General features: G+C 70.3%; 19 protein-coding genes. 2 read left to right on the top strand and 17 right to left on the bottom strand.

Annotated features, from left to right (window positions below; translation table 11 throughout):
• Positions 1–41 precede the first annotated feature (41 nt).
• From rfbF to ACWTPI_RS31405, 11 genes are all read right to left on the bottom strand, one after another.
• A complete protein-coding gene (gene rfbF, locus ACWTPI_RS31455) occupies positions 42–815 on the bottom strand; it encodes a glucose-1-phosphate cytidylyltransferase (RefSeq protein ID WP_059412390.1) in 774 nt (257 codons plus the stop codon).
• Positions 812–3,037, bottom strand: a complete 2,226-nt coding sequence (locus ACWTPI_RS31450; RefSeq protein ID WP_454733730.1) for an O-linked N-acetylglucosamine transferase, SPINDLY family protein — start codon at positions 3,035–3,037, stop codon at positions 812–814. The genes rfbF and ACWTPI_RS31450 overlap by 4 nt, the downstream gene beginning before the upstream one ends.
• A gap of 3 nt (positions 3,038–3,040) precedes the next feature.
• On the bottom strand, positions 3,041–5,293 hold the full coding sequence (locus ACWTPI_RS31445) for an O-linked N-acetylglucosamine transferase, SPINDLY family protein (protein ID WP_454733729.1): 2,253 nt from the start codon (positions 5,291–5,293) through the stop codon (positions 3,041–3,043).
• 232 nt (positions 5,294–5,525) lie between these two features.
• Positions 5,526–5,837, bottom strand: coding sequence for an EscU/YscU/HrcU family type III secretion system export apparatus switch protein (locus ACWTPI_RS31440; RefSeq protein WP_059412393.1), 312 nt, complete (start codon positions 5,835–5,837; stop codon positions 5,526–5,528).
• A gap of 8 nt (positions 5,838–5,845) precedes the next feature.
• Positions 5,846–7,177 (bottom strand): flagellar hook-length control protein FliK, encoded by a 1,332-nt coding sequence (fliK, locus tag ACWTPI_RS31435; protein ID WP_454733728.1) that lies wholly within the window; start codon positions 7,175–7,177, stop codon positions 5,846–5,848.
• Positions 7,178–7,186: 9 nt separating this feature from the next.
• Positions 7,187–7,528 (bottom strand): flagellar protein FliT, encoded by a 342-nt coding sequence (locus ACWTPI_RS31430; protein WP_020205897.1) that lies wholly within the window; start codon positions 7,526–7,528, stop codon positions 7,187–7,189.
• Position 7,529: 1 nt separating this feature from the next.
• Positions 7,530–7,976 carry a flagellar export chaperone FliS gene (gene fliS, locus ACWTPI_RS31425; protein ID WP_454733727.1) on the bottom strand — a complete coding sequence of 149 codons (447 nt, stop codon included), beginning with the start codon at positions 7,974–7,976 and terminating at the stop codon, positions 7,530–7,532.
• 46 nt (positions 7,977–8,022) lie between these two features.
• Positions 8,023–9,450 (bottom strand): flagellar filament capping protein FliD, encoded by a 1,428-nt coding sequence (gene fliD, locus ACWTPI_RS31420; protein ID WP_020205899.1) that lies wholly within the window; start codon positions 9,448–9,450, stop codon positions 8,023–8,025.
• A 49-nt stretch (positions 9,451–9,499) separates the two neighbouring features.
• Complete coding sequence (locus ACWTPI_RS31415; RefSeq protein ID WP_454733726.1) at positions 9,500–9,883, bottom strand: flagellar protein FlaG; 384 nt, start codon at positions 9,881–9,883, stop codon at positions 9,500–9,502.
• 138 nt (positions 9,884–10,021) lie between these two features.
• Positions 10,022–11,347 (bottom strand): FliC/FljB family flagellin, encoded by a 1,326-nt coding sequence (locus ACWTPI_RS31410; RefSeq protein WP_454733725.1) that lies wholly within the window; start codon positions 11,345–11,347, stop codon positions 10,022–10,024.
• 214 nt (positions 11,348–11,561) lie between these two features.
• Positions 11,562–11,885, bottom strand: a complete 324-nt coding sequence (locus ACWTPI_RS31405) for an RNA chaperone Hfq (RefSeq protein ID WP_029044221.1) — start codon at positions 11,883–11,885, stop codon at positions 11,562–11,564.
• Between the two features lie 953 nt (positions 11,886–12,838).
• On the opposite strand from ACWTPI_RS31405, the gene ACWTPI_RS31400 reads away from it, so the two are divergent.
• Positions 12,839–14,893, top strand: a complete 2,055-nt coding sequence (locus tag ACWTPI_RS31400) for a methyl-accepting chemotaxis protein (RefSeq protein WP_454733724.1) — start codon at positions 12,839–12,841, stop codon at positions 14,891–14,893.
• A 466-nt stretch (positions 14,894–15,359) separates the two neighbouring features.
• The gene (locus tag ACWTPI_RS31395; RefSeq protein ID WP_020202415.1) at positions 15,360–16,844 is read left to right on the top strand and encodes an MDR family MFS transporter; all 1,485 of its coding nucleotides are present in this window, start codon (positions 15,360–15,362) and stop codon (positions 16,842–16,844) included.
• Between the two features lie 11 nt (positions 16,845–16,855).
• On the opposite strand, the gene ACWTPI_RS31390 is transcribed toward ACWTPI_RS31395, so the two are convergent.
• The 6 genes from ACWTPI_RS31390 to ACWTPI_RS31365 all read right to left on the bottom strand — a co-directional run bounded on the left by ACWTPI_RS31390 (position 16,856) and on the right by ACWTPI_RS31365 (position 22,044).
• Positions 16,856–17,227, bottom strand: coding sequence for a DUF190 domain-containing protein (locus ACWTPI_RS31390; protein ID WP_020202414.1), 372 nt, complete (start codon positions 17,225–17,227; stop codon positions 16,856–16,858).
• 89 nt (positions 17,228–17,316) lie between these two features.
• Entirely contained in the window at positions 17,317–18,021 is a 705-nt protein-coding gene (locus ACWTPI_RS31385; RefSeq protein WP_454734046.1) for an FMN-dependent NADH-azoreductase, read from the bottom strand.
• Entirely contained in the window at positions 18,021–18,473 is a 453-nt protein-coding gene (locus tag ACWTPI_RS31380) for a GNAT family N-acetyltransferase (RefSeq protein ID WP_020202412.1), read from the bottom strand. The genes ACWTPI_RS31385 and ACWTPI_RS31380 overlap by 1 nt, the downstream gene beginning before the upstream one ends.
• 123 nt (positions 18,474–18,596) lie before the next feature.
• Positions 18,597–19,574 (bottom strand): oxygenase MpaB family protein, encoded by a 978-nt coding sequence (locus tag ACWTPI_RS31375; RefSeq protein WP_454733723.1) that lies wholly within the window; start codon positions 19,572–19,574, stop codon positions 18,597–18,599.
• Between the two features lie 62 nt (positions 19,575–19,636).
• Complete coding sequence (locus ACWTPI_RS31370; protein ID WP_020202410.1) at positions 19,637–20,659, bottom strand: cytochrome d ubiquinol oxidase subunit II; 1,023 nt, start codon at positions 20,657–20,659, stop codon at positions 19,637–19,639.
• Complete coding sequence (locus ACWTPI_RS31365; RefSeq protein WP_454733722.1) at positions 20,656–22,044, bottom strand: cytochrome ubiquinol oxidase subunit I; 1,389 nt, start codon at positions 22,042–22,044, stop codon at positions 20,656–20,658. The genes ACWTPI_RS31370 and ACWTPI_RS31365 overlap by 4 nt, the downstream gene beginning before the upstream one ends.
• Between the last annotated feature and the right edge of the window lie 2 nt (positions 22,045–22,046).

Here is a 22,046-nt window from a genome sequence, read left to right as displayed (position 1 = left end):
CGGGTTCGCCGCGCTCATCGCGCTCATCGCGCCCGCCGTGCTCACCACGTCTTCCACGGGGCCGCGCCCGACTGCCACAACTGCTCGAGCATGTTTTTCTCGCGCAGGGTGTCCATCGGCTGCCAGAAGCCCTGGTGCTCGAAGGCCAGCAGGTGCCCGCGCGTGGCGAGCTCTTCCATCGGGCCCTGTTCCCAGCTGGTCTTGTCGTCGCCGATCAGGTCGATCACCTCGGGCTGCAGCACGAAGAAGCCGCCGTTGATCCAGGCGCCGTCGCCGCGCGGCTTCTCGGCGAAGCCGGCCACCATGCCCTCGCTGGTGCGCTCCAGCGCGCCGTAGCGCCCGGGCGGCTGCACCGCGGCCACCGTGGCCCAGCGGCCGTGGTTGCGGTGGAAGGCGATCTCGGCGGTGAGGTCGATGTCGGACACGCCGTCGCCGTAGGTGAAGCAGAACGGCTCGCCCGGCGTGAGGTAGTCGCGCACGCGGCGCAGGCGCCCGCCGGTCTGCGATTCCTCGCCGGTGTCGACCAGCGTCACGCGCCACGGCTCGGCCTTGCGGCAGTGCACGTCCATGCGGTTTTCCGACATGTCGAAGGTCACGTCCGACATGTGCAGGAAGTAGTTGGCGAAGTACTCCTTGATGACGTAGCCCTTGTAGCCCAGGCAGATGACGAAGTCGTTGATGCCGTGCGCGGCGTACATCTTCATGATGTGCCACAGGATCGGCTTGCCGCCGACCTCGATCATGGGCTTGGGCCGCAGGTGCGACTCTTCGGAAATGCGGGTACCCAGCCCGCCCGCCAGGATGACGGCTTTCATGCGGCTTTCTCCAACACCTGGATGCCCAGGATCTCGTGGGTGGAAGGACGGCCCTGGCTGTCGATCAGCGCCAGGTCCAGGCCGAACTGCTGCTGCAGGATCTCGGCCAGCGGTGTCTTGTCGTGCCCGCCCGCTTCCATGCGGGCGCTGAGCAGCCGGTACAGCGGCAGGTGGTACGGGCGCAGGTTGACGGCTTCCATCAGCAGCTCCAGCGCGCGCTCGTGGTCGCCGGTGCGCTGCGCCATCTCGCCGAGCGCGAAGGCGATCAGCCAGTGCTTGCTCCACTTGGCCGACATGTTTTCCAGCAGGCTGTTCAGCTCGATGTGGCGGCCTTCTTCCAGCAGCATCCCGATGGTCAGCACGAGGTGCTCCATCGGATGCCAGGCGCCGGCGCAGAACACGCCGTCCTGCGCGCGCGGCGCCAGGTGGCCGACGTCGCGGTGCCGGCCGACCAGCTCCGCGAGCTGGTCCTCGAACCAGCGCGTGAAGCCGGCCGCGTCGAAGATCGCGCTTTTCTCGAAGCGGTGGCGCAGGCTCAGGCGCAGGGCGTTGAGCTGTTCGGCGTCGGCGGCCAGCTGCGCGGCCATCGTCACGTAGTCCGCCTCGGTCTCGCAGATCAGGCCGTCGAGCCCCACCGCGTGCAGGAACGGCGCCGACACCCGCGTGTGGAACGCCGGGCCGGCCAGCGTCACCAGCGGCACGCCCATCCACAGCGTGTCGCAGGTGGTGGTGCCGCCGGTCACGGGCGAGGTGTCCAGCGCGATGTCGATGTCGTGGTAGGTCAGGTACTGGTTCTTGCCCTCGCGCGGGATGCAGGTCACGCGCTGCGGATCGATGCCGGCCTGCGCCATGCGCGCGAGCAGCGGCTCGCGCACGCTGTCCTTGTCCAGCTCGGCGGCTTCCACCAGCAGGCGGCTGCCGGGCACGCGCGCCAGCACCGCGCTCCACAGGCGCAGGGTGCGGCCGGTGATCTTGCCGAGGTTGTTGCACGAGCCGAAGGTGATGAAGCCGTTGCGCAGCGCGGGCGTCTCGCGCACCTGGTATTGCGGCTGGTAGGCCAGCAGCGGGCTGTGCACCAGCGGCTGGTAGGCGGCGAACACCGGCGCGCGCAGCAGGTTCTCGGTGTAGTGCGCCTCGAAGCCGGCCGGGTCGCCGGTCCAGTCGGTGACGCGGTGGTGGATGGCCGGGATGCCGGTGCTGCCCGGATAGCCGAGCCAGGTGAGCTGCACCGGCGCCAGGCCGTGGACCATGTATTGCAGCGGCGGCGTGCCGGTGTAGCCGCCGAGGTCGATCAGCGCGTCGAGGTGTTCGTCGCGCACGGCCTGCACGACGTCCGCGTCGCTCTTGTTGGCCAGTTGCACGAAGCGGTCCGAATAGATCTCGAGCTTGTGCGTGATCTGGTCGCGGTACGCGTGCAGGCCGAGCAGCACGACCTCGAAGCGCGCGCGGTCCAGGTTGGCCAGGAACGGCACCAGGAAGTAGGCGCAGGCGTGGCGGTACAGGTCGTTGGACAGGATGCCCAGGCGGATGCGGCCGCCGGCCGCCGGCGCGGGCGTGCGCGCCGCGCCGGGGATCGGCTTGGCGGCCAGCAGGCGGGCGAAGCCCTGCGCCTCGGCCAGCAGGTCGGCGGCGGTGGTCTGTTCGCCGAACAGCATCAGGAACAGCAGGTTGGTGCGGATGCTGCGGTTCTCGGGCTCGATCCGGGCAGCCTTGCGCAGGATGCCGACGGCTTCCTCGGCGTTGCCGGTGTCCCGCAGGTCGTTGGCGTAGTTGGCCAGCACGGAGGCGTTGTCCGGCGCCAGCGCCAGCGCCTTGACCGAGGCCTCGAGGGCCTGCGCGTGCAGGCCGAGCACGCGCAGGACGATGGCGTAGTTGGCCCAGCCGCCCAGCGACTGCGGGTGCCGCGCCACGCAGGTCTCGAGCTGCTCGCGCGCTTCCTGCAGGCGGCCCATCTTGTTCAGGATGCGCCCGCGCATGGTCATCAGGTCGGGGTTGTCCGGCGCCACCGCCAGCCCCTTGGCGATCCACTGGTAGGCCTCTTCGTCATGGTGCTGCGCCAGGTGCGCGAAGGCCAGCCAGTAATAGGGCTGCGGCAGTCCGGGGTCGAGCTTGCGGGCCTTGGCCGCATGCTCGATCGCCTCCTGGTAGCGGCCGGCGAAATAGCTCGCGTCGGCCTTCTGGATGTGCTGGTTGGCCTTGGGGGCGGCGAGGGTTTTCTTCATGGCTCAGGCGGGCGCGTGTTCGGTGGTGGTGGCGGACGACTGCGCCGGCACGACTTCGATGCCGAGCACGTCGAACACCGTGGGCACGGCCTGCTGCCCGAGATAGTCCAGGCTCATGCCGAACTGCTGCTGCAGGAAGTCGGCCAGCACGGTCTTGTCGTAGCCGCATTCGTCCATGCGCGCGCTCAGCAGGCGGTACAGCGGCACGTGGTAGGCGCGCAGGCCGACGCTTTCCATCAGCAGGTCGATGGCGGCCTCCTTGTTGCCGCCGCGGTATTCCATCTCGGCCAGCACGTAGGGCACCAGCCAGTGCTTGCTCCACTTGGCGCTCAGGTTTTCCAGCAGGCTGCGGGTCTCGCCGAAGCGCCCGGCCTCGAGCAGGCCGGCGATGGCCACCACGATCTCGCCCATGCCGTGCCAGGCACCGGCGAAGAACATGCCGTCGTGCTGGGCGGCGGGCGCCGGGCCGCGCAGACCCCGCGGGTCGACCAGCGCCGCCAGTTCGGTCTCGAGCCAGCGCGCGAAGCCGGCGCCGTCGGCCACCGGGCTTTGCTCGAAGCGCTGGCGGATGCCCAGGCGCAGCGCGTTGAGCCCGTCGACGTCGCCGGCCAGCGTGGCGGCGGCGTCGACGTAGGCGTCCTTGTCGGCGCAGATCAGCCCGTCGAGGCCGAGCGCCTTGAGGAACGTGGCCGAGATGCGCGCGTGGTAGGCGTTGCCGGCCAGCGTGACCACCGGCACGCCCATCCACAGCGCGTCGCAGGTGGTGGTGCCGCCGGTCAGCGGCGCGGTGTCCAGCACGATGTCGATGTCGTGGTAGGTCAGGTACTGGTTGGCGCTGGCGCGCGGCACGCAGGTCACGCGCTGCGGGTCGATGCCGGCCTGCGCCAAGCGCGCGAGCAGCGGCGCGCGCACCGATTCCTGGTCGATCTCGCGCAGCTCCAGCAGCAGCCTGCTGCCGGGGCAGCGCGCCAGCACCGCCGCCCACAGGGCCAGCGTGCGCGCGGTGATCTTGCCAAGGTTGTTGCACGAGCCGAAGGTGACGAAGCCGTTGCGCAGCGCGGGCGTCTCGCGCACGCGGTACTTGGGCGCGTAGACCGACAGCGGGTCCTGCACCAGCGGCGCGTACACGTAGGAGACCTGCGGCGCGCGCAGCAGGGTCTCGGTGTAGTGCGACTCGAAGCCGGCCGGGTCGCAGGTCCAGTCGCTGATGCGGTAGCGGATGGCCTCCATGCCGGTGCTGCCGGGGTAGCCCAGCCAGGTCATCTGCACCGGCGCCAGGCCGTGCGCCATGTGCTGCAGCGGCGAATTGCCGGTATGGCCGCCGAGGTCCATCAGCACGTCGAGCTGCTCGGCGCGCACGGTGTCGATGAGCTGCTCGCGCGACATGCCCGCGAGCGGCACGAAGCGGTTGGCGTTCAGGCGGATCTTGTCGGTGACGTGGTCGCTGACCGGGTTCAGCGACAGCGCCACCACCTCCACGCGGCTGCGGTCGAGGTTGGCCAGCAGCGGCAGGATGAAATAGGCGCAGGCATGGCGCAGCAGGTCGTTCGACAGCAGGCCGAGGCGGATCGGCGCGCCCGGGCGCTGCGGCCGCGCCGGCTGCGGGCGCAGCAGGGGGGTGAGCTGGCGGCCGAAGGCCTTGGCCTCGCGCAGCAGGTCCTGCGCGGTGGTGGCCTGGTCGAACAGCATCACGAACAGCAGGTTGGCGCGGATCGCGGCGTCGCGCGGCGACAGTTGCACCGCGCGGCGCAGGGCCACGATGGCGGCGTCCATCTCGCCGGTTTCCTTGAGCGCGCTGGCGTAGTTGGCGTAGGCCACCGGCTCGTGCGGATCGAGCGCGAGGGCCTTCTGCGCGGCGTCGCGCGCGCCGGCGTACTCGCGCAGTTCCGCCAGCAGGGCGCCGTAGTTGATCCAGCCGTGGATCTGGCCCGGGGCCAGCTCGATGCAGCGCTCCAGCCAGGCGCGCGCGCGCGCGTGGTCGCCGTTGCGCATGGCGATGGCGCCGCCCAGCGCCATCAGGCGCGTGTGCTCGGGGAATTCCCGCAGCGCCTGGTCGATGACCTCGCCGGCGCGGATGGTGTCGTGCAGCCCCAGGTAGGCCGCGGCCTGCCAGTAGCGGATCTCGGCCTGCCGGCCCAGCAGCTTCTCGGCCTTGTCGGCCTGCGCCAGGGATTCGCGGAACTTCCCCGCTTCATAGAGCGTCTGGGCCCTGGCGATCGGCGGCGGCAAGGTGGGAGCGTGCTGGGGTCGTTTCATCGTGAGTGGATTTCCAGGCATGCCGGAGCTGGCATTCCGATCGCCCACGACGCCTCGCGCGTACAGGAGAAATGACAATATCCGACGCCCTCAACCGTATCAGGGCGGCGTTTTCTTCAGAGGCGGGAATACAAGGCCAAAACAGGGCCAATTCATGGCCCGTGGCGGCGGCTGGCGGCGCGCCGGGGGCGCTCGCGGCCGGGGTGTGCCGGATCGGGCGCCGGCGCGCGGCTCAGGCGCCGCGGGCCGGCTTCGCGCCGGCCGCGCCCTCGCCGGCGGCGGCCTTTTCGAGCTGGTACAGCCAGGCCAGCAGCTCGGCCACGGCCACGTACAACTGCGGCGGGATGTGCGAGTCCAGGTCGACCTGCATCAGCAGCGTCACCAGCGCGGGGGAGTTGTGCACGTACACGCCGCTCTCGCGGGCGCGCGCGATGATGGCGTCGGCGATCTCGCCGTAGCCCTTGGCCACCACGCGCGGGCTGCCGTCGCGGCCTTCTTCGTAGGCCAGCGCGACCGCGCTGCCGCGCGCGTCGTCCTGCGGCATGGGCTGGTTCAAGGCAGGTTCTCCCCGGGCGAGAGGATGCCGTTGACGGCCAGCGCGGACAGATCGAGGCCGGTGGCGGCCAGCCGCTCCTGCAGCTGCGCGCGGGCCGCGTGCAGGCGGTTGACCGAGTCGGGCGCGGCCAGGCGCGCCTCGATGCGGTTGCCGGCCACGCTCAGGCGCGCCTCGACGGTGCCCAGGTGCGGGAACTGGAGCACCAGCTTGGTCGACCACGGCGCGCGCGCCGGGTCGGGCGCCTGGCCGTGGCCGCCCGCGTGGCGCTCCTCGGTCTCGCGGCGGATCTGCCAGTCCAGCGGCGTGCCGGGCCAGGCCTCGCCGATCCAGCGGAATTGCTGCGTGGCCAGGGTGTCGAGCTGCTGGCGCACCAGCGCGGCGGCGTCCGGGTGGACCGCCGGGCCGGCGGCCGGGGTGGCCGAGGCCGCGCCCAGGCGGGCGTCGCCGCCGCGGCCATCGGCCACGGCACCGTCGGCGTCCACGTGGCGCGCCTGCGGCAGCGGGGCGGAGGCGGCCTGGTAGGCCTGCGTGGCCTGCTGCGCGAGATGGGCCGACGGCCCCTGCGGGACCGGCAGGCCGGACGTGGCCGGCGGCGCGCTGGATTGCGCGGCATGGCTGGCCGCGGTGGCCGCGTTGGCGGCGGGGGGCGGCGCGTCGTCGGCGGGCGCCTGGGTGTCCGGCTGGGCCACGATGGCGACCGTGGCCGCGGCCACCGCGCGGGCGTCCGCCGCGGCGGCCTGGGCCGCCGTGGGCGGCGCCACGGGGGCCGGCTGGTAGGTCAGCTGCAGGACCGGCGCGCCGTCGTCGGCGCCGGGCGCGGGGGCGCTGGCGGGCGCGGCCGGGCCGGGTCCGAGCGCGGCCTGCGGCTCGCGCATCAGGGCGTCGAGCGGCTGCGTGCCGTTGACCCACTGGCCCAGGTGCGATTCATAGAACAGGCCGCTTTGCCCGACCTGCTGCGCCAGCGCCGCGGCCAGCGCGCCGGTGCTGCCGGGCGCCGGCGCGCTGGGCAGCAGCGGGGCCGAGCCGCGCAGCGGGGCCGGCTCGGTGCCTTCGAGGATGTCCAGGATGACGCGCGCGGCCGAGCTGAAGGTCTCGCGCGCGGAGGCCGGCGCGGCGCCGTCGGCGGGGTTCGGCGTGCCGCCGGTGACTATGCCGGGGCGGTTCTGCTGCACCGTGGCGCCGCTGTCGGCCGGCGCCACCGTCTCGGTGACGGCGCCGGCGGGCATCAGCGCGGCCAGCTTGGCCACGCTCAGCGCGGACTTGAGTCCCTGCGGGTCCGTGTTGCGCAGCGCCAGCGCGGGATCTGGCGGAAGATGGATGCCGACCATTCGGCGCGATCAGTAACGGGCGTCGGCGCCGTAGGCGTGATGCAGTTCCTGGCGGCGGCGCGAGTTGTTGAGCAGGTGGCCGAGCCGTTCGATCTGGGGCATCACCAGGTTGCGGATGGCGGCATCCTGCGACAGGATGGTCTCCAGCATCTGGTAGCGGTAGCGGCGCTCCTGCGGCGACAGCAGCACCACGTCGTCGTTGTTGCGCAGCACGTTGACCTGCGCCACGTAGCGCGCCTGCAGGGCGCTCAGCGCATCCCAGTCGCCGGCGCGGGCAGCCTCGCACATCTGGCCGGAGAGGACCAGCAAGGCTTCATAGCAGGCGATCAGGTGGTTCTTTTGCGTGAGCATGTCAGGCACCGATGGAGACGGCGTCCCTGGGGCGCAGCAATTGATGCTCCGGCTCGGGCTCGCGCGTGGGGTCGATCTGGCCCCAGGCCGCCGAGATGTCGGCCAGCAGCTTGTCCACTTCGAGCAGGCGCGCGTCGTCGTTGTGCAGGTTGGCGAGCATGAGCTGGCGCGCCATGTATTCGTAGAGGGAGTCGAGATTGGCCGCGAGCTCCTCGCCCGCCGTATGGTCGAGCGAGGCGCGCAGGCCGCTTTCGATGATCTCGATGGCCTTGGAGATGGCCATGCCCTTGTCGGCGACCTTGCCCGCTTCCATGTGGAAGCGGGCGCGGGCGATCGACGCGCGCGCGCCGTCGAACAGCATGACGATGAGCCGGTGCGGCGAGGCGCTCATGGCCCCGGTCTGGACGCCTACGTTGGCGTAGGCATTGGCGGCGGTGCGTGCGTACATGACGATCCCTGGGTTTGAAGCTGTGTCGGCAATGATCCCGGCGCGTTCAGTTCGACGACGTTCCGTTCATCGAGGCGAACTGCTGCGTCAGGTAGTTCTTGGTGGACGTCATCTGCGCCATGATGGTGTCGAGCTGCTGGAACTGGGCGCGGTATTGTGCCATCGTCGCGTCGATCTGGTTCGACATGTTGGTGTAGTCGTCGCCCAGCGACTTGAGCTGCGTGTTGACGCCGGCGGTGGCGGTGGTGAGCACGCCGTTGGTGGCGGTGAAGCTGGCGGCCAGGCTGGAGAGCTGGTTGCCGTAGCCGGACTTGCCGTCGCTGCCGCTGAACAGCTGCTGCACGCCGGCGCGGTTGCTGGTCAGCGCCGCGTTCAGCTTGGAGGTGTCCAGCGACATGCTGCCGTCCGCGTTGAAGCCGATGCCGACCTGCGTCAGGTTGATGGCGTTGCTGCCGGTCGGCGCCGTGTTGAACACGCCGCGCAGCTGGCTCTCGATGGTGCGCACGGTGCTGTCGCCGAGCAGGGTGCCGGCGGTCTTGGTGTCGGCGTCGTAGCTGTCGAGCTTGGCCACGGTGCTCTGCAGCGTGTTGTAGGCGGTGACGAAGCTCTGCACGGCGCCCGCCATCGACGAGGTGTCGGTGCTCACGCCGACGTTGCTGGCGCCCAGCGAGGTCAGCGTCATGGTCACGCCCGGCACCGCGCCCTGCACGGTGTTGCTGGCGCTGGTGATGGCCAGGCCGTTGACGGTCAGCTTGGCGTCGACCGCCTTGATGTTCTCCGTCATCGACTTGGTGCCGGCCGGATCGTAGGCCAGCAGGCCGCTGATCGTGGACGGGTCGCCGCTGCCGTTGCTGCCCACCGAGATGCGCATGCTGGACTTGGCGCCGGTGGTGTTGGAGGTCAGCACGATGTGGTACGGCGTGCCGCTGCCGTCGTTGACGATGCTGGCCGTGACGCCGGCGTTCGATGCGTTGATCGCGTCGCGGATGCCGGTGAGCGTGTTGTTGGTGCCGTTGATGTTGATCGTGGTCGGCGTGCCGCTGCCCGGCGTGAAGGTGCCGTCGGCGGCGGTGGTGCCGAGCTCGATCTTGATGCTGGCGCTGCCCAGCAGCTGGCCGGTGGCGTCGGTGATGCCGTTCGACACCAGCGTCTGCGAGGTGGCGAGCTGGCTTACGTTGACGGCGTAGTTGCCGGCCACAGCGGTCTTGTCCGCGCTGGTGGTCAGCACGCCGGTGTTGCTCGACGAGGTGGTGGTGCTGTTGTACAGGCTGGCGGCGCCGAGCGCGGCGGCGGCATTCTGGAACGAGGCCAGCGCGCCCTGCAGCAGGCCGTAGGCGGACAGCTTGGTGGTGGCCGCGGTCTGCGCGTCCGTGATCGGCTGCAGCTTGGTTTCCTCCCCCGACTGCAGGTTGGTCAGAAGGGTGCTGAGGTCCAGTCCGGAACCAACGCCAATCGACGAAATCGGTGTGCTCATGATTTGCTGCCTGTGTTGTCTTGTTCGAGGGAGAGACTGCGGGGGCCGCCTATGCGGTCTGGTGGATCAGCAGGCCTTGCAGCCTGTCGATGGCGCGCGTGATGCGCAGGACTTCTTCGGAGGGAAACTGGCGGATGGTGTCGCCGGTGGACTTGTCCACCACCGTGGTCACGATCTGGTGCGTGTCGCCGTCGATGCTGAAGCGCACTTCCACCGGCGTGGCGCGCAGCGCCTCGGTCAGGCTGGTGAGCGCGCTGGCCAGTTCCTTCGAGCTTTCGGCGTGCGCCTTGTCGCCCGGCGCCTTGCCCGCCGCGATGGCGCCCGGCAGGCTCCCGGCCGGCACGCCTGCCTGGGCCGCAGGTGCCGCAGTGGGAGGGGTGGCGGGCAACGGCGCGGCGGGCAACTTGGCTAGCTGTTCGGTCGGGCTGATCATGGTCTGTCTCTCGCAAGGGACGGTCGGAGCGGGCGGCTCCGGTGGAAACGCTTTCAGAGCGGAGACCGCTCTGGAAGCATTCCCGGCGGCGCCGGGCCCGAAGGTCCGGCGCCGCCAGGGGTGCGGCTACTGTTGCGATTAACGCAGCAGCGACAGCACGTTCTGCGTGGTCTGGTTGGCCTGGGCCAGCACAGCGGTACCAGCTTGTTGCAGGATCTGGGCGCGCGACATGTTCGACACTTCCGTGGCGTAGTCGGCGTCCTGGATGCGCGAGCGCGAAGCGGACAGGTTGGTCACGGTCGAGCCCAGGTTCGAGATCACCGAGTTGAAGCGGTTCTGCACGGCACCCAGGGAGCTGCGCAGCTTGTCCACGGTAGCCAGGGCCTTGTCGATCGTGTCGAGCGGGTTGGAGCTGCCCACGCCGGTGAATTCGGTGGTGGCGGTGGTGGCACCCTTGGTGCTCAGTTCGATCTGCGTGGCGTTGGAGATCGTGGTGGTGGTCGCGCCGCCGTTGGCCAGCGCGCCTTGACCGGCTGCGTCCAGGGCGTAGTTCTTGCCGCCTTGGGTCACGTAGGCCACGGCTGCGCCGGCGGAGTCGGCACCGACCTTGACCAGCTGGGCGGCGATGCTGCTGCCGGTGTTGCCGTTGGCGGCGTCGCCGACGCTGATGTCGGCGGTGTTCAGCGTGACAGCGCCGGTAGCCGAGTCAACCGAAGCGGCGTAGTAGTCGCTGCCGAACTTGACGACGTAGTTGGCGGTGGCGTTGCCGGCCGTGTCCAGCACGTTGCTCAGTTGCAGGTCCTTGGCGTTGACGGTGCCGCCGGTGGCGGTCGACAGCGAGGTGGCGGCGGCGCTCAGGTCCACGGCGTTCGGAGCCGAACCCGTGCCAGTCACGACCGTGGTGATCGGGGCGCTGGTGGCCAGGGAGTTCTTGGCAACCGTGAAGCCGGTCATGCCCAGGGTGGTGGTGCTGATTTCCTTCAGGTCGATCGAGATGGTCTGGCCGTCTTGCGCACCGACTTGCACCTTCAGCGACGAAGCAGCCGACGACAGCACCTTGACGCCGTTGAAGTCGGTTTGTTGCGACGTGCGGTCGATTTCAGCCAGACGCTGGGTGATTTCGTCCTGGATCGATTGCAGGTCCGAAGCGGAGTTGGAGCCCGTTGCGGCTTGCACGGCCAGGGTACGGATGGCTTGCAGGTTGTTGTTGACTTCGGTCAGCGCGCCTTCGGTGGTTTGCGACAGCGAGATGCCGTCGTTGGCGTTGCGCTGGGCTTGACCCAGGCCGTTGATGTTGGCGGTGAAACGGTTGGCGATCGCCTGGCCCGCTGCGTCGTCCTTGGCGCTGTTGATGCGCAGGCCCGAAGACAGACGCTGAATCGCGCTGTTCAGCGACGATTGCGACGAATTCAGGTTGTTCTGCGTCATCAGGGACAACGTGTTGGTATTGATGACCATCGACATGGTACGACTCCTATTCTTTTACAGTGAGTTGTGCAATCCGGCTGTTGCCGCAACGTTGGCTGCCTGGCAATGCAGGGCGAGAAGTGCCACCGTTGTTTGGGTTATCGGTTGGGGCCGGGAAAGATTTAGAGTGACTTTTGCGATGGGCTCAAACTGTCCTGCATATTTGGCGGTGCTATTAGTAAACAGCATGGCGGGCGCGCGGAACCGGTCGTCAGCGCCGCTTGCGCGTGCGCGGGACGTAAGGGCTGACGAACTCCGGCGAGCTCTCCGCGCCCGGCACGCTGGCCTGGGCTTCGGGCGCATGGGCCGGCGTGATGACGGCGATGGCGTGCTTGTAGACGACCTGGGGCAGCGGATCGCCGGCGTCCTCCGCGAGCAATACCATATAGTTGTCCGCGGCCACGATCACGCCATGCAGGCGGGTACCGCTGGACAGGTGCACGACCACGGGCTTCCGGCTCGCGCTATGGGTGGACAACTGCTGGTGCTGCAGTCTGCGGCTAGGGCGGTCCACCCTGATTTCCTTCTTGTTCACAACTTCTCCGGAAGAGCCCGCGCGGGTTCTGTCGGCTGGCAGGGATTCGATGGCCAGGCCTGGGCAACTGGGGTGTGACGCACTGCGGAGCGCGGACTGCGGCCTGGCCTTGGCGGAACCGGGAATGAAACATCCGCTCCCGGGACCGGCCAGGGGGCTGGCGGCACGGAGCGCGGCCAGCCGCGGCTGGTACGCGGGAGACGGGTCCGATGATACCGCCCCGCCACCGGTGGCGAGTGCCGCCGCCGGAAGAGAAGGGGAAGACTTCAGGCGCGAGGGTAACAAAATTTTACAAATGTGGACGGTTGGGAGAGCGCACCTGGCCTAGAGGTAAACCTCTAAAAAATCGATTGCATCACAGTGGCCGAATGTGGATTCATGCACACTTGTGTGGCAAATCCCAATGCTGTCCGACCGCAGCCCCAAGGTGCAACATGAGGTCTGCGGGCTGCCGCGCAGCCCTGGCTTGTTCCGGCCGAGGTTCCTCGCGCCGCCCCGATACCATCGATATGGCGGGGCCGGCACTTTTATATCAGAGGTTTCCCTGATAGAAATTGGATTTACACCTCATGTAAGCGGGTTTATATTCGCTATTGGACCTTTCGGTTCCTAGCAGTCCTGGAAAGCCTACGAGCACCCCGCGCGTGGGCTTCTTTTTTTGCGCGCCCGCCTGGGTGCCACCGGATGTCGCCGGCAGCGGCCGGCGGCGGCGCCCCCCGCGTGCGTGCCGTCATTAGACGACAGGACGCCCGCTGTCAATTCCCCGAATTGCCCCGCTTTTTCCCTGCATATCTCCGCTAACCGGCGCGTTTTTGCCTTATTTCAACAAACTGCGGAAATATCCTCAAGCTTGCCCGGTGCGTGCCGTTAAGGCTGCGATGCGGCGTCGGTCCGGAGGTTCGTCCGGCACCAGGGTGCCGCCCGCGATGAAAAAGCAAAAAAGGAGCCGGGAAATGCGTTGGTTGCGAAACTTTGGCATTGGGGCGCGCCTGACCGTGGCGTTTTCGGTCGTGGCGCTGCTGCTGGTTGCGGTGGCCGTGCTGGGGGCGATGTCCCTGCGCACCATGAACGAATCGATGCGCCTGACGGTGGAAGGGCGGATGTTCCGCGTGATGGAGATCGAGCGCGTCAAGCAGGACGCGCTGTGGGTCGGCATCCTGGCGCGCGACGCCACCCTCAACGAGGATCCGGTCGCGGTGCGGCGCAACGCCGAGAAGATCGGCGCGCTGCGCGAGGACATGAGCACCGCGCTGGATGCGCTCGGCAAGTGGATGGCCAAGGCTTCCTCGCCGGCGGCGCAGGAAAACTACACGCGCCTGATCGAGGCGCGCGACGTCTACAACGGCCAGCTCGACACGGTGCTGCGCCAGCTGCAGAACGGCGAGTTCGACGGCGCCCGCAGCGCGATGGTAGCCACGCTGCCGGCGGCCCAGGCGCCTTATTTCGACAAGCTGACCGAGCTGGCCGAAACCGGGCGCAAGGTGGCCGTGGCCTCGGTGGACGAAGCCAACGCCAGCTACGAGATGGCGCGCAACCTGCTGGTGGGGCTGGCCGCGGTCGCGGTGGCGCTGGCGGCGGCGCTGGGCCTCGGCATCACGCGCTCGATCACCGGCCCGGCGCGCCAGGCGCTCGACGCCGCCCAGGCGCTCGCGCAGGGCAACCTGACCTACGCCATCAAGACGCGCAGCAACGATGAAATGGGCCGCATGCTGGGCGCGCTGGAGCGGGCCTTCGGCCAGCTCGCGGCGCTCGTGCACGGCATCCAGGGCGCGTCGCGCTCGATCGACGGCGCCACCCGCGAGATCGCCAGCGGCAACACCAACCTGTCCCAGCGCACCGAGGAACAGGCCGCGTCGCTCGAGCAGACCGCGGCCTCGATGGAGCAGCTTACCTCCACGGTCCGGCAGAACGCGGTCAATGCGCGCCACGCCAACGAACTCGCGGTGAGCGCCTCGGGCGTGGCCACCGAGGGCGGGCGCGCGGTGCGCGGCGTGGTCGAGACCATGCAGAACATCTCGCAGTCGTCGGCCAAGGTGGCCGAGATCGTCGGCGTGATCGAGGGCATCGCCTTCCAGACCAACATCCTGGCGCTCAACGCGGCGGTGGAAGCCGCCCGCGCCGGCGAGCAGGGCCGCGGCTTCAGCGTGGTGGCGGCCGAGGTGCGCAGCCTGGCGCAGCGCTCGGCGTCGGCGGCCAAGGAAATCGGCCAGCTCATCAACGGCTCGGTGGGGCAGGTGGCGCATGGCGCGAAACAGGTCGAGGACGCCGGCCGCACGATGGACGACATCGTCGGCGCGGTCAAGCGCGTGACCGACATCATGGGCGAGATCGCCGCGGCGAGCGAAGAACAGTCCTCCGGCATCGAGCAGGTCAACCGCGCCATCACCCAGATGGAAAGCGTGACGCAGCAGAACGCGGCGCTGGTGGAAGAAGCCGCCGCCGCGGCCGAGAGCCTGCAGCAGCAGGCCGCCGGCCTGGTGAGCGAGGTGTCGCGCTTCCAGGTGACGCAGGAGCAGACCGGCGCGGCGCGTCCGGCGCCGGCGCGCGCGCCGGTTGCCGCCGCGTCCGCCGCCGCCGTGAAGGCGCTGCAGCCCGCGGCGCGGGCCCCGGCGGCACGTGCCCCGGCCGCGCGCCCGGCGGCCACCCGCGCCAAGAGCCCCGCGCCGCTGCGCGCGGTGGCGGCCGCGCCGGCTCCCGCCGCCCCGGCCGAGGCGCCGCGCGCGGCGCCCGCCGTCCGCGCGTCCGCGCCGGCCAAGACCCTGGCTGCTCCCGCGGCCCCGGCCAGGTCCGCCGCGCCGCTGGCCGCCGTGGGCGGCACGCGCGCGCCGGTGCTGCCGAGCAAGGCCCGCGCGCCGGTGGTGCGCCTGGGACGCGAGCCGGTGCTGTCGTCCAAGTCGCTGCCCGCGCGCCCGGCCAAGGCCGCCGCGTCGGCCCCGGTGCGGCGCGCGCCGCGCGCGGTGCCCGCCGGCAACCTGGCGGTGGCCAACGGCGACTGGGAATCCTTCTGACGCGGGCGCGGTGCCGCTCGCGAAGACAGGCGGGCGCGGCACCGGAAAGGCACCCGGGTGGCGGCGGCGCAGTGGCGCGATGGCGGTGAAAGCGGGCTGAAAGGCCAATGAAAGCGCGCTGAAAGGGCCGCCGGAAAACATCGGGCAGCCACCGGAAAGCCGCCGGAAATCAGCCCGAAAAGGGCGCTGCAAGGCGGCGGGCTTCGGCCTACAATATGCCCCTTGTATACAAAAAACAGCGATGTGCGAGGCCCCCCAGCCTGCCAATCGTTGTCCTTTTTCCGCGTTTCCCTCCTCCCGCCCGCCCATGCCCGCCGCCTCCCAGACGTCGTTCCCGCCGGTTTCCGCCTTGCCTTCTTCTTCCCCTGCCGCATCGGCGGCGGCCTCCGCCGCGCCGCCCGCGCAGGGCGCGGCCCGGCCGCCCGGCGGCGGCGGCGCGCCGCTTGCCACGCCGCCGGTGCCCGTCATGCAGGTCATCTTCGGCATCATGCTGGCGATGTTCCTGGGCGCGCTGGAGCAGTCCATCGTGGCCGTGGTGCTGCCCGAGATCGCGCTGCAGCTCAACGGCTTCGAGGTGATGGCGTGGGTGGTGTCGGCCTACCTGGTGGCCTCCACCGTGGTCACGCCGATCTACGGCAAGCTGTCCGACCTGCTCGGGCGGCGCTCGGTGCTGTCCTTCGCCATCGTGCTGTTCTTCCTGGCCTCGGTGGCGTGCGCGCTGGCGCAGACCATGCCGCAACTGATCGTCGCGCGCATCCTGCAGGGCCTCGGCGGCGGCGGGCTGATCTCGGTCTCGCAGGCCACCATCGCGGATGTTGTGCCGCTGCGCGACCGCGGCCGCTACCAGGGCTACGTGAGCGGCGTGTGGGCCGTGGCCAGCATGGCCGGCCCGGTGATCGGCGGCTATCTGGCGCACTACCTGTCGTGGCGCTGGATCTTCTGGATCAACCTGCCGCTGGCCGCGCTCGCGCTGGTGGTGGTGCGCCGCGCGCTCAAGCACCTGCCCGCGGGCGGGCGCCGCCACCGCATCGACTACCTCGGCGCACTGCTGTTCGGCGGCGGCCTGACCGGCGTGCTGGTGTTCCTCACGCGCCTGGGCCAGGGCCAGTCGCCGCTGGCGCCGCAGACGCTGGCCCTGCTGGTGGCCGGGCTGGCCGGGCTGGCGCTGTTCGTCTGGCAGGAAGGCCGCGTGGCCGATCCGATGATCCCGCTGGGCATGCTGCGCGTGCCGACCGTGACCATCTGCTGCATCACGCTGTTCCTGTGCTTCTTCCAGCTGATCGCCATGTCGGTGCTGCTGCCGCTGCGCTTCCAGGTGGTGGGCGGCGCGCAGGCCGACAGCGCGGCGCTGCGGCTGGTGCCGCTGACGCTGGCGATCCCGTTCGGCGCCTTCATCGCCGGGCGCACCATGTCCTGGAGCGGGCGCTACAAGCCGCTGCAGCTGGCGGGCTCGCTGGTCGCGCCGCTGGCCATCGTGGTGCTGGCCTTCGTCGAGCCGCACGCGGTGGCGCTCACCGCGCTGGTGATGGTGGTGCTGGGCGTGTCGATCGGGCTGCAACTGCCCAGCGGGCTGGTGGCGACGCAGAACGCGGTGCCGCCCCAGCAGGTCGGCGTGGCCACCGCGCTGACGGCGTTCTCGCGCATGCTGGGCGGTGCGGTGGGCGTGGCGGTGCTGACCACGGTCCTGATCGGGCTGCTGCGCCACGGCGGCATGGGCGTGTCCGACCTGGGCGGCGGCGAGGACGTGCTGATGAGCATGTTCCACCGCGCGATGGTGGGCGGCGACGCGGCCGACGCGGGCGCGGTGCGCGCCGCCGCGGAAACCGCGTTCCGCGTGCTGTTCCTCTTCAGCGCGGCGGTGTCGCTGGTGGCGCCGTTCCTGGTGGCGCGCCTGCCCGAGACGACCCTGCGCGGCAGCAAGGCCCCCACGGTGGCCGCCAGCCTCGACTGACGGCGGCGGCGTCAGGGGGCGGGCGGTCCCTGACCCTGACCTTCACACTGTCCCTGCCCCGCGGGCGCCCCTTTTCCGAGGAAGCCGAACTCCACCGGCGTGCTGGCATAGAACACCTGCACGTCTTCCTCCGCCAGCCGCGCGAACAGGCGCGCCACCTCCTCGCCCGTGGCGATCACGGTGATCTCTTCCGGCCGGTCGGCCAGCTCCAGGAAATGCCAGCTATGGAAGCGGCGGTCGTGGCCGATGCCCTCGGCCGCCACCAGGTGGGTGGCGCCGCGGATATGCAGTTCGCGCAGGACCTGCAGCAGCCAGTGCGACAACTGCTTGCCGTGGTGGCGGCGGTTTTCTATGGTGAACAACGTGAGTTGGAAGCCTTGCATGGCAGCCTCCCATGCGCCCCGCGGCGCCAGGCGCGTGCCGCGCCCGCGGCATGGACGCCCGCATCCGGGCAAGGGTGCCTGACTGAAGTCTAGGCCAGCCGCGATGGCATCTCGCCGGTCTCCGTCGCCGCGCTTTTCGGCCACGGCATGCCGCGCAGCCGCGCCATCTCGCCGGCGATCTGCCGGCGTGCGGTGGCTATCGCCCCGGCCACCGCGGCATCGCCGCCGACCAGTCCCTGCAGCAGCACGAAGGTCACGTCATGGATGCCGATGGTGGCAAGCACGTGGCGCAGGTAGGGCGTGAGGAAATCGGGCTGGCGCGCGCGCTCGCCGGCGTGGAAGCCGCCCGAGCCGACCAGCACGAAGGTTGGCCGGTCCCGCAGCAGCCCGACCTTGCCGGCCGGCGTCGCGGCGAAGGTGCGATGGATGCGCAGCACGTGGTCGATCCACAGTTTCAGCGAGGCCGGCACGGTGAAGTTGTGCATCGGCGTGCTGATCACCAGCAGGTCGGTCTGCTCGAGTTCGCCGATCAGGCGCTCGGACCAGCCGAACGCGGCGGCCAGGGTGGCGGCGTCGGCCGCGCCCGGCGTGCCCGGCGGCGGCGAGGTGATCGCGCTGGCATAGGCCTGGCCGATCGCCGGCAAGGGCTCGGCCAGCAGGTCGCGCCGCACCAGGCGGAAATCCCGGTTTGCCTCGCCGTCCGGGCCGCGCAGCCCGGCGATCATTTCCTCCGCCAGCCGGCTGGCGTGGCTGGCCGCGCCGTGCGGGCTGCCGTTGACGTGCAGGACCCGCATCATGACGGCGCTCCCGGCGCCAGCGGCGCGACGAAATGCAGGCCGCGCGCCAGCAGGCCCTGGCGGAAATAGAAGCGCTGCGCCAGCGCCATGTGCAGGCCGGTATCGAGCACGAAATGCGCGCAGCCCAGCGCCACGGCCTGCGCGCGCGCGGCCTCCAGCAGTTGCGCGCCCAGCCCGCCGCGCTGCAGGGCGGCGCTCACCACGAGGTCGTCGACGTAGACGAACCTGCCGTAGATCAGGTTCTCCTGCAGGCGGTAGCCGGCCAGCCCGAGCACGGCGTCGTGCCGGCAGGCGGCGAGGAGGCGGTAGCCCTGCGCGTGCTGGCGCCGCACCTGGCTGGCGAAGGCCGGCGCGCTGTCCAGGTGGGGGCGCAGTTCTTTCATGACCGGGAAGGCGGCCAGCAAGTCCTGCCGGCTTTCCAGGTGCCTGAATTCGATGGGTGCGTGCATGCGGGTCGTGTGCCTGTCGCGGTTCGCGGGAGCACCCAATGTAGCGCCGCGGCGGCATATCCCGCAGAGCCAAGAAATGGAAAAGCGACTAGGCCATGCCGCGCCCGCGGCGGACGGCCAGGATCAGGAAACGGGCGCCACCGGCGCCGCCGGCGCCGGCTTCCCGGCGCGCCGGCGCGCGCGCGCCGCCAGCCCGCTGCCGAGCGCCCAGCGCAGCGTCGGCGCCAGCATGCGCATGCCCGCCAGCGACACCGGCAGGCGCAGCGCGGCCGCGCCGTGCAGGCCAAGCTCGCGCTGGGCCCAGCGCGGCAGCAGCGCGATGCCGGCATCGCCCATGATGCGCACGGCCGGCACCAGCAGCGGGCTGGCGACCGGCATGGCCATCACCAGCCGCACCACTTCGTGGGTGCGCCCGCTGACCACCAGCTCGGGGCGCAGGCGCTCGAGGTAGGCGGCCACGGCGGCGGCGCTGTCGGGCACTTCCGTGGCGCCGAGCAGGCGCGCGATCTGCGCCACCTCGGCGTAATAGCGGTCCTGGTCGGCCGCCGGCAGCGGGCCCACGTAGCGCAGGTAGGCGCCGAGAAAGCTCGACACCTCGGCCACGTGGACCCAGGTCAGCAGCGCCGGGTCGTCGGCCGCGTAGGGGCGCCCGTCGGGCGCGATGCCTCTGACCGTGGTGTGGATGCGCCTGACGCGCTCGATCAGCGCCAGCGCGTCGGCGCGGCTGCCGTAGGTGGTGCCGGCGATGAACTGCGCGGTGCGGCCCAGGCGGCCCTGCATGTCGGTGCGGAAGGTGGAGTGGTCCCACACCCCGGCCAGCGCCAGCGGGTGCAGCGTCTGCAGCAGCAGCGCGCTGACGCCGCCGGCCAGCATCGCCGGGAAATCCGCGTGCACGCGCCAGCAGACCGCGTCCGGGCCGAACAGGCCGGGATCGCCGGGCGGGTTGTCGTAGTCGAGGCTGAGGCCGGAGTTGCTGCGCGTGAGCCCGCGCACCTGCGCGCCGGCGCCGGCGCGCAGGCGGTCGAGCAGGCGCCGCGGCAGCGGGGCGGGCGGCGGGGAGGCGGGTGGCGTGCCGGGTTGCTGGCCTTGCGAGCCGTTCATGGGGCGGTCTGTACCTTGGTCGGTGCGAGTATGGGTGCGGCCGCCCGCCGGGCCTCGCTGGCTCAGTAGTAATGCAGGTCGGTCGCCTTGCCCCAGAATACACGGTAGGCGTACAGCGTGTAACCCAGGATGGTCGGCAGCACCACCGCCGCGCCGGCCAGGATCACGCCCAGCGATTCCGGCGCGCTCGCCGCCTGCCAGACGTCGATCTTGTCCACCACCAGGTACGGGAACAGGCTGTAGGCCAGGCCATTGAACGCCATCAGGAAGATCACCGCGGTGCCGGCGAAGGGCACCCAGCACCAGCGGTCGTTGCCGCGTTCGAGCATGGCCGGCATGCGCCGCAGCAGCCGGTCGAGGATCACGAACAGCGCCACCGTCACCAGCGGGATCGGCGCCAGCAGGATGATGTTCGGCAGCGAGAACCACTTGTCGAAGATGCGCTGGCTCACCAGCGGCGTCACCACCGAGATCAGCGTCACGCCGGTGCCGGTCAGCCACAGGCTGCGCCTTGCCCAGTACACCGCGCGGCGCTGCAGCGCGCCTTCGGTCTTCATGATCAGCCAGCCCGCGCCCAGTAGGCAGTAGCCGGCCACCAGGCACAGCCCCACCACCACCGCGAAGATGATGTCCGGCCAGTCGTGGCGAAAGCCGGTGACGTACAGCCCCAGCATCAGCCCCTGCGAGAAGCCGGCCAGCAGCGAGCCCGCGTAGAACGCGCGGTTCCACCACGGCTTGTGGTGCGCGCGCGCCTTGACGCGGAAGTCGAACGCCACGCCGCGGATGATGAGCCCGGCCAGCATCAGCGCCACCGGCAGGTAGAGCTGGGTCAGGATCATGCCGTGCGCGATCGGGAAGGCCGTGAGCAGCAGGCCCACGCCCAGCACCAGCCAGGTTTCGTTGGCGTCCCAGAACGGGCCGATCGAGGCGATCATGGTGTCCTTGTCGGCATCGCCGGCGCGGCGCAGCAGCACGCCCACGCCGAGGTCGTAGCCGTCCAGGATCACGTAGACCAGCATGGAGATGCCCATCAGGGCCAGGAACACCAGCGGCATCCAGCCGGCGGGTTGGGTCAGGTCGTTCATTGCGCGCTCCGCAGCGCGCCGGGCAGCGCGGCTTGAGGGGGTTCGATGCCGGCGGCTTCGATGCCGGGCTCGCCGGCGTCCGTGCCTGCCTTGCGCGCCAGGTAGAACACCACCGAGATGTAGGCCGCGATCAGCGCCGCGTAGAGCGCCAGGTACATCGCCAGCGTGGCGCCGATCATCGCGGCCGGCACCTTGGAGGCGGCCTGCGCCGTGGTCAGCACGCCGTACACAAGGTAAGGCTGGCGGCCGATCTCGGTGACGTACCAGCCCGCCACCAGCGCCACCCAGCCCGAAAACGTCATGGCCAGCAGCGCGCGCGCCATCCAGCGCGACGGCTGGCCCCGGCGGCGCAACTGCCAGGCCGCGCTCCACGAGACCGCTAGCATCAGCAGGCCCACGCCCACCATGATGCGAAAGGCGTAGAACAGCGGCGCCACCGGCGGGTGCTTGCCCGCGAAGGCGTCGATGCCCCTGATCTCGCCGTCCATGCTGTGCGTGAGGTAGAGCGAGGCCAGCTTCGGGATCGCGATTTCGAAATCATTGCTTTGCGTGCTCGCGTCGGGCAGCCCGAACAGCACCGCCGGCGCGCCTTTTTCCGTCTTCCAGATGCCCTCCATCGCGGCAATCTTGGCCGGCTGGTGGTGCAGCGTGTTGAGGCCGTGCAGGTCGCCCGCCACGATCTGCAGCGGGATCAGCACCGCCGCGATCACCACCCCGGTGCGCAGCGACGACAGCACCTCCGGCGCGCGGTCGCCGCGCAGCCAGCGGTAGGCCGAGATGCCCGCCAGCAGGAACGCCACCGTCAGCCCCGACGCCAGCAGCATGTGCGCGAGGCGGTAGGGGAACGACGGGTTGAAGATCACCGCGATCCAGCTCGTCACGTGGGCGCGGCCATCGATCATCTCGAAGCCCGCCGGCGTCTGCATCCACGAGTTCAGCGCCAGGATCCAGAATGCCGACAGCGTGGTGCCGCCCGCCACCAGCAGCGTGGCCACGGTATGCGTGCGGTTGCTCACGCGGCGCGCGCCGAACAGCATGATGCCGAGGAAGGTGGCCTCCAGGAAGAACGCGGTCAGCACCTCGTAGGCCAGCAGCGGGCCGGCGATGTTGCCCACGGTTTCCATGTAGCCCGGCCAGTTGGTGCCGAACTGGAAGCTCATGGTGATGCCGCTGACCACGCCCAGCGCGAAGGTCAGCGCGAAGATCTTTACCCAGAAGCGATAGGCCGCCATCCAGCGGTCGTCGCCGGTCTTGTTGAAGCGCAGCTTGAAGAACAGCAGCACCCAGGTCAGCGCGATGCTGATGGTCGGAAAGAGGATGTGGAAGGTGATGTTGGCGCCGAACTGCACGCGCGCCAGCACCACCGGGTCGAGCGGGAAAGACATGC

The sequence above is a fragment of the Cupriavidus ulmosensis genome, from assembly GCF_977008105.1.
Note: the sequence above shows the minus strand (reverse complement) of the source record. Positions and strands in the feature narration are given on the sequence as shown.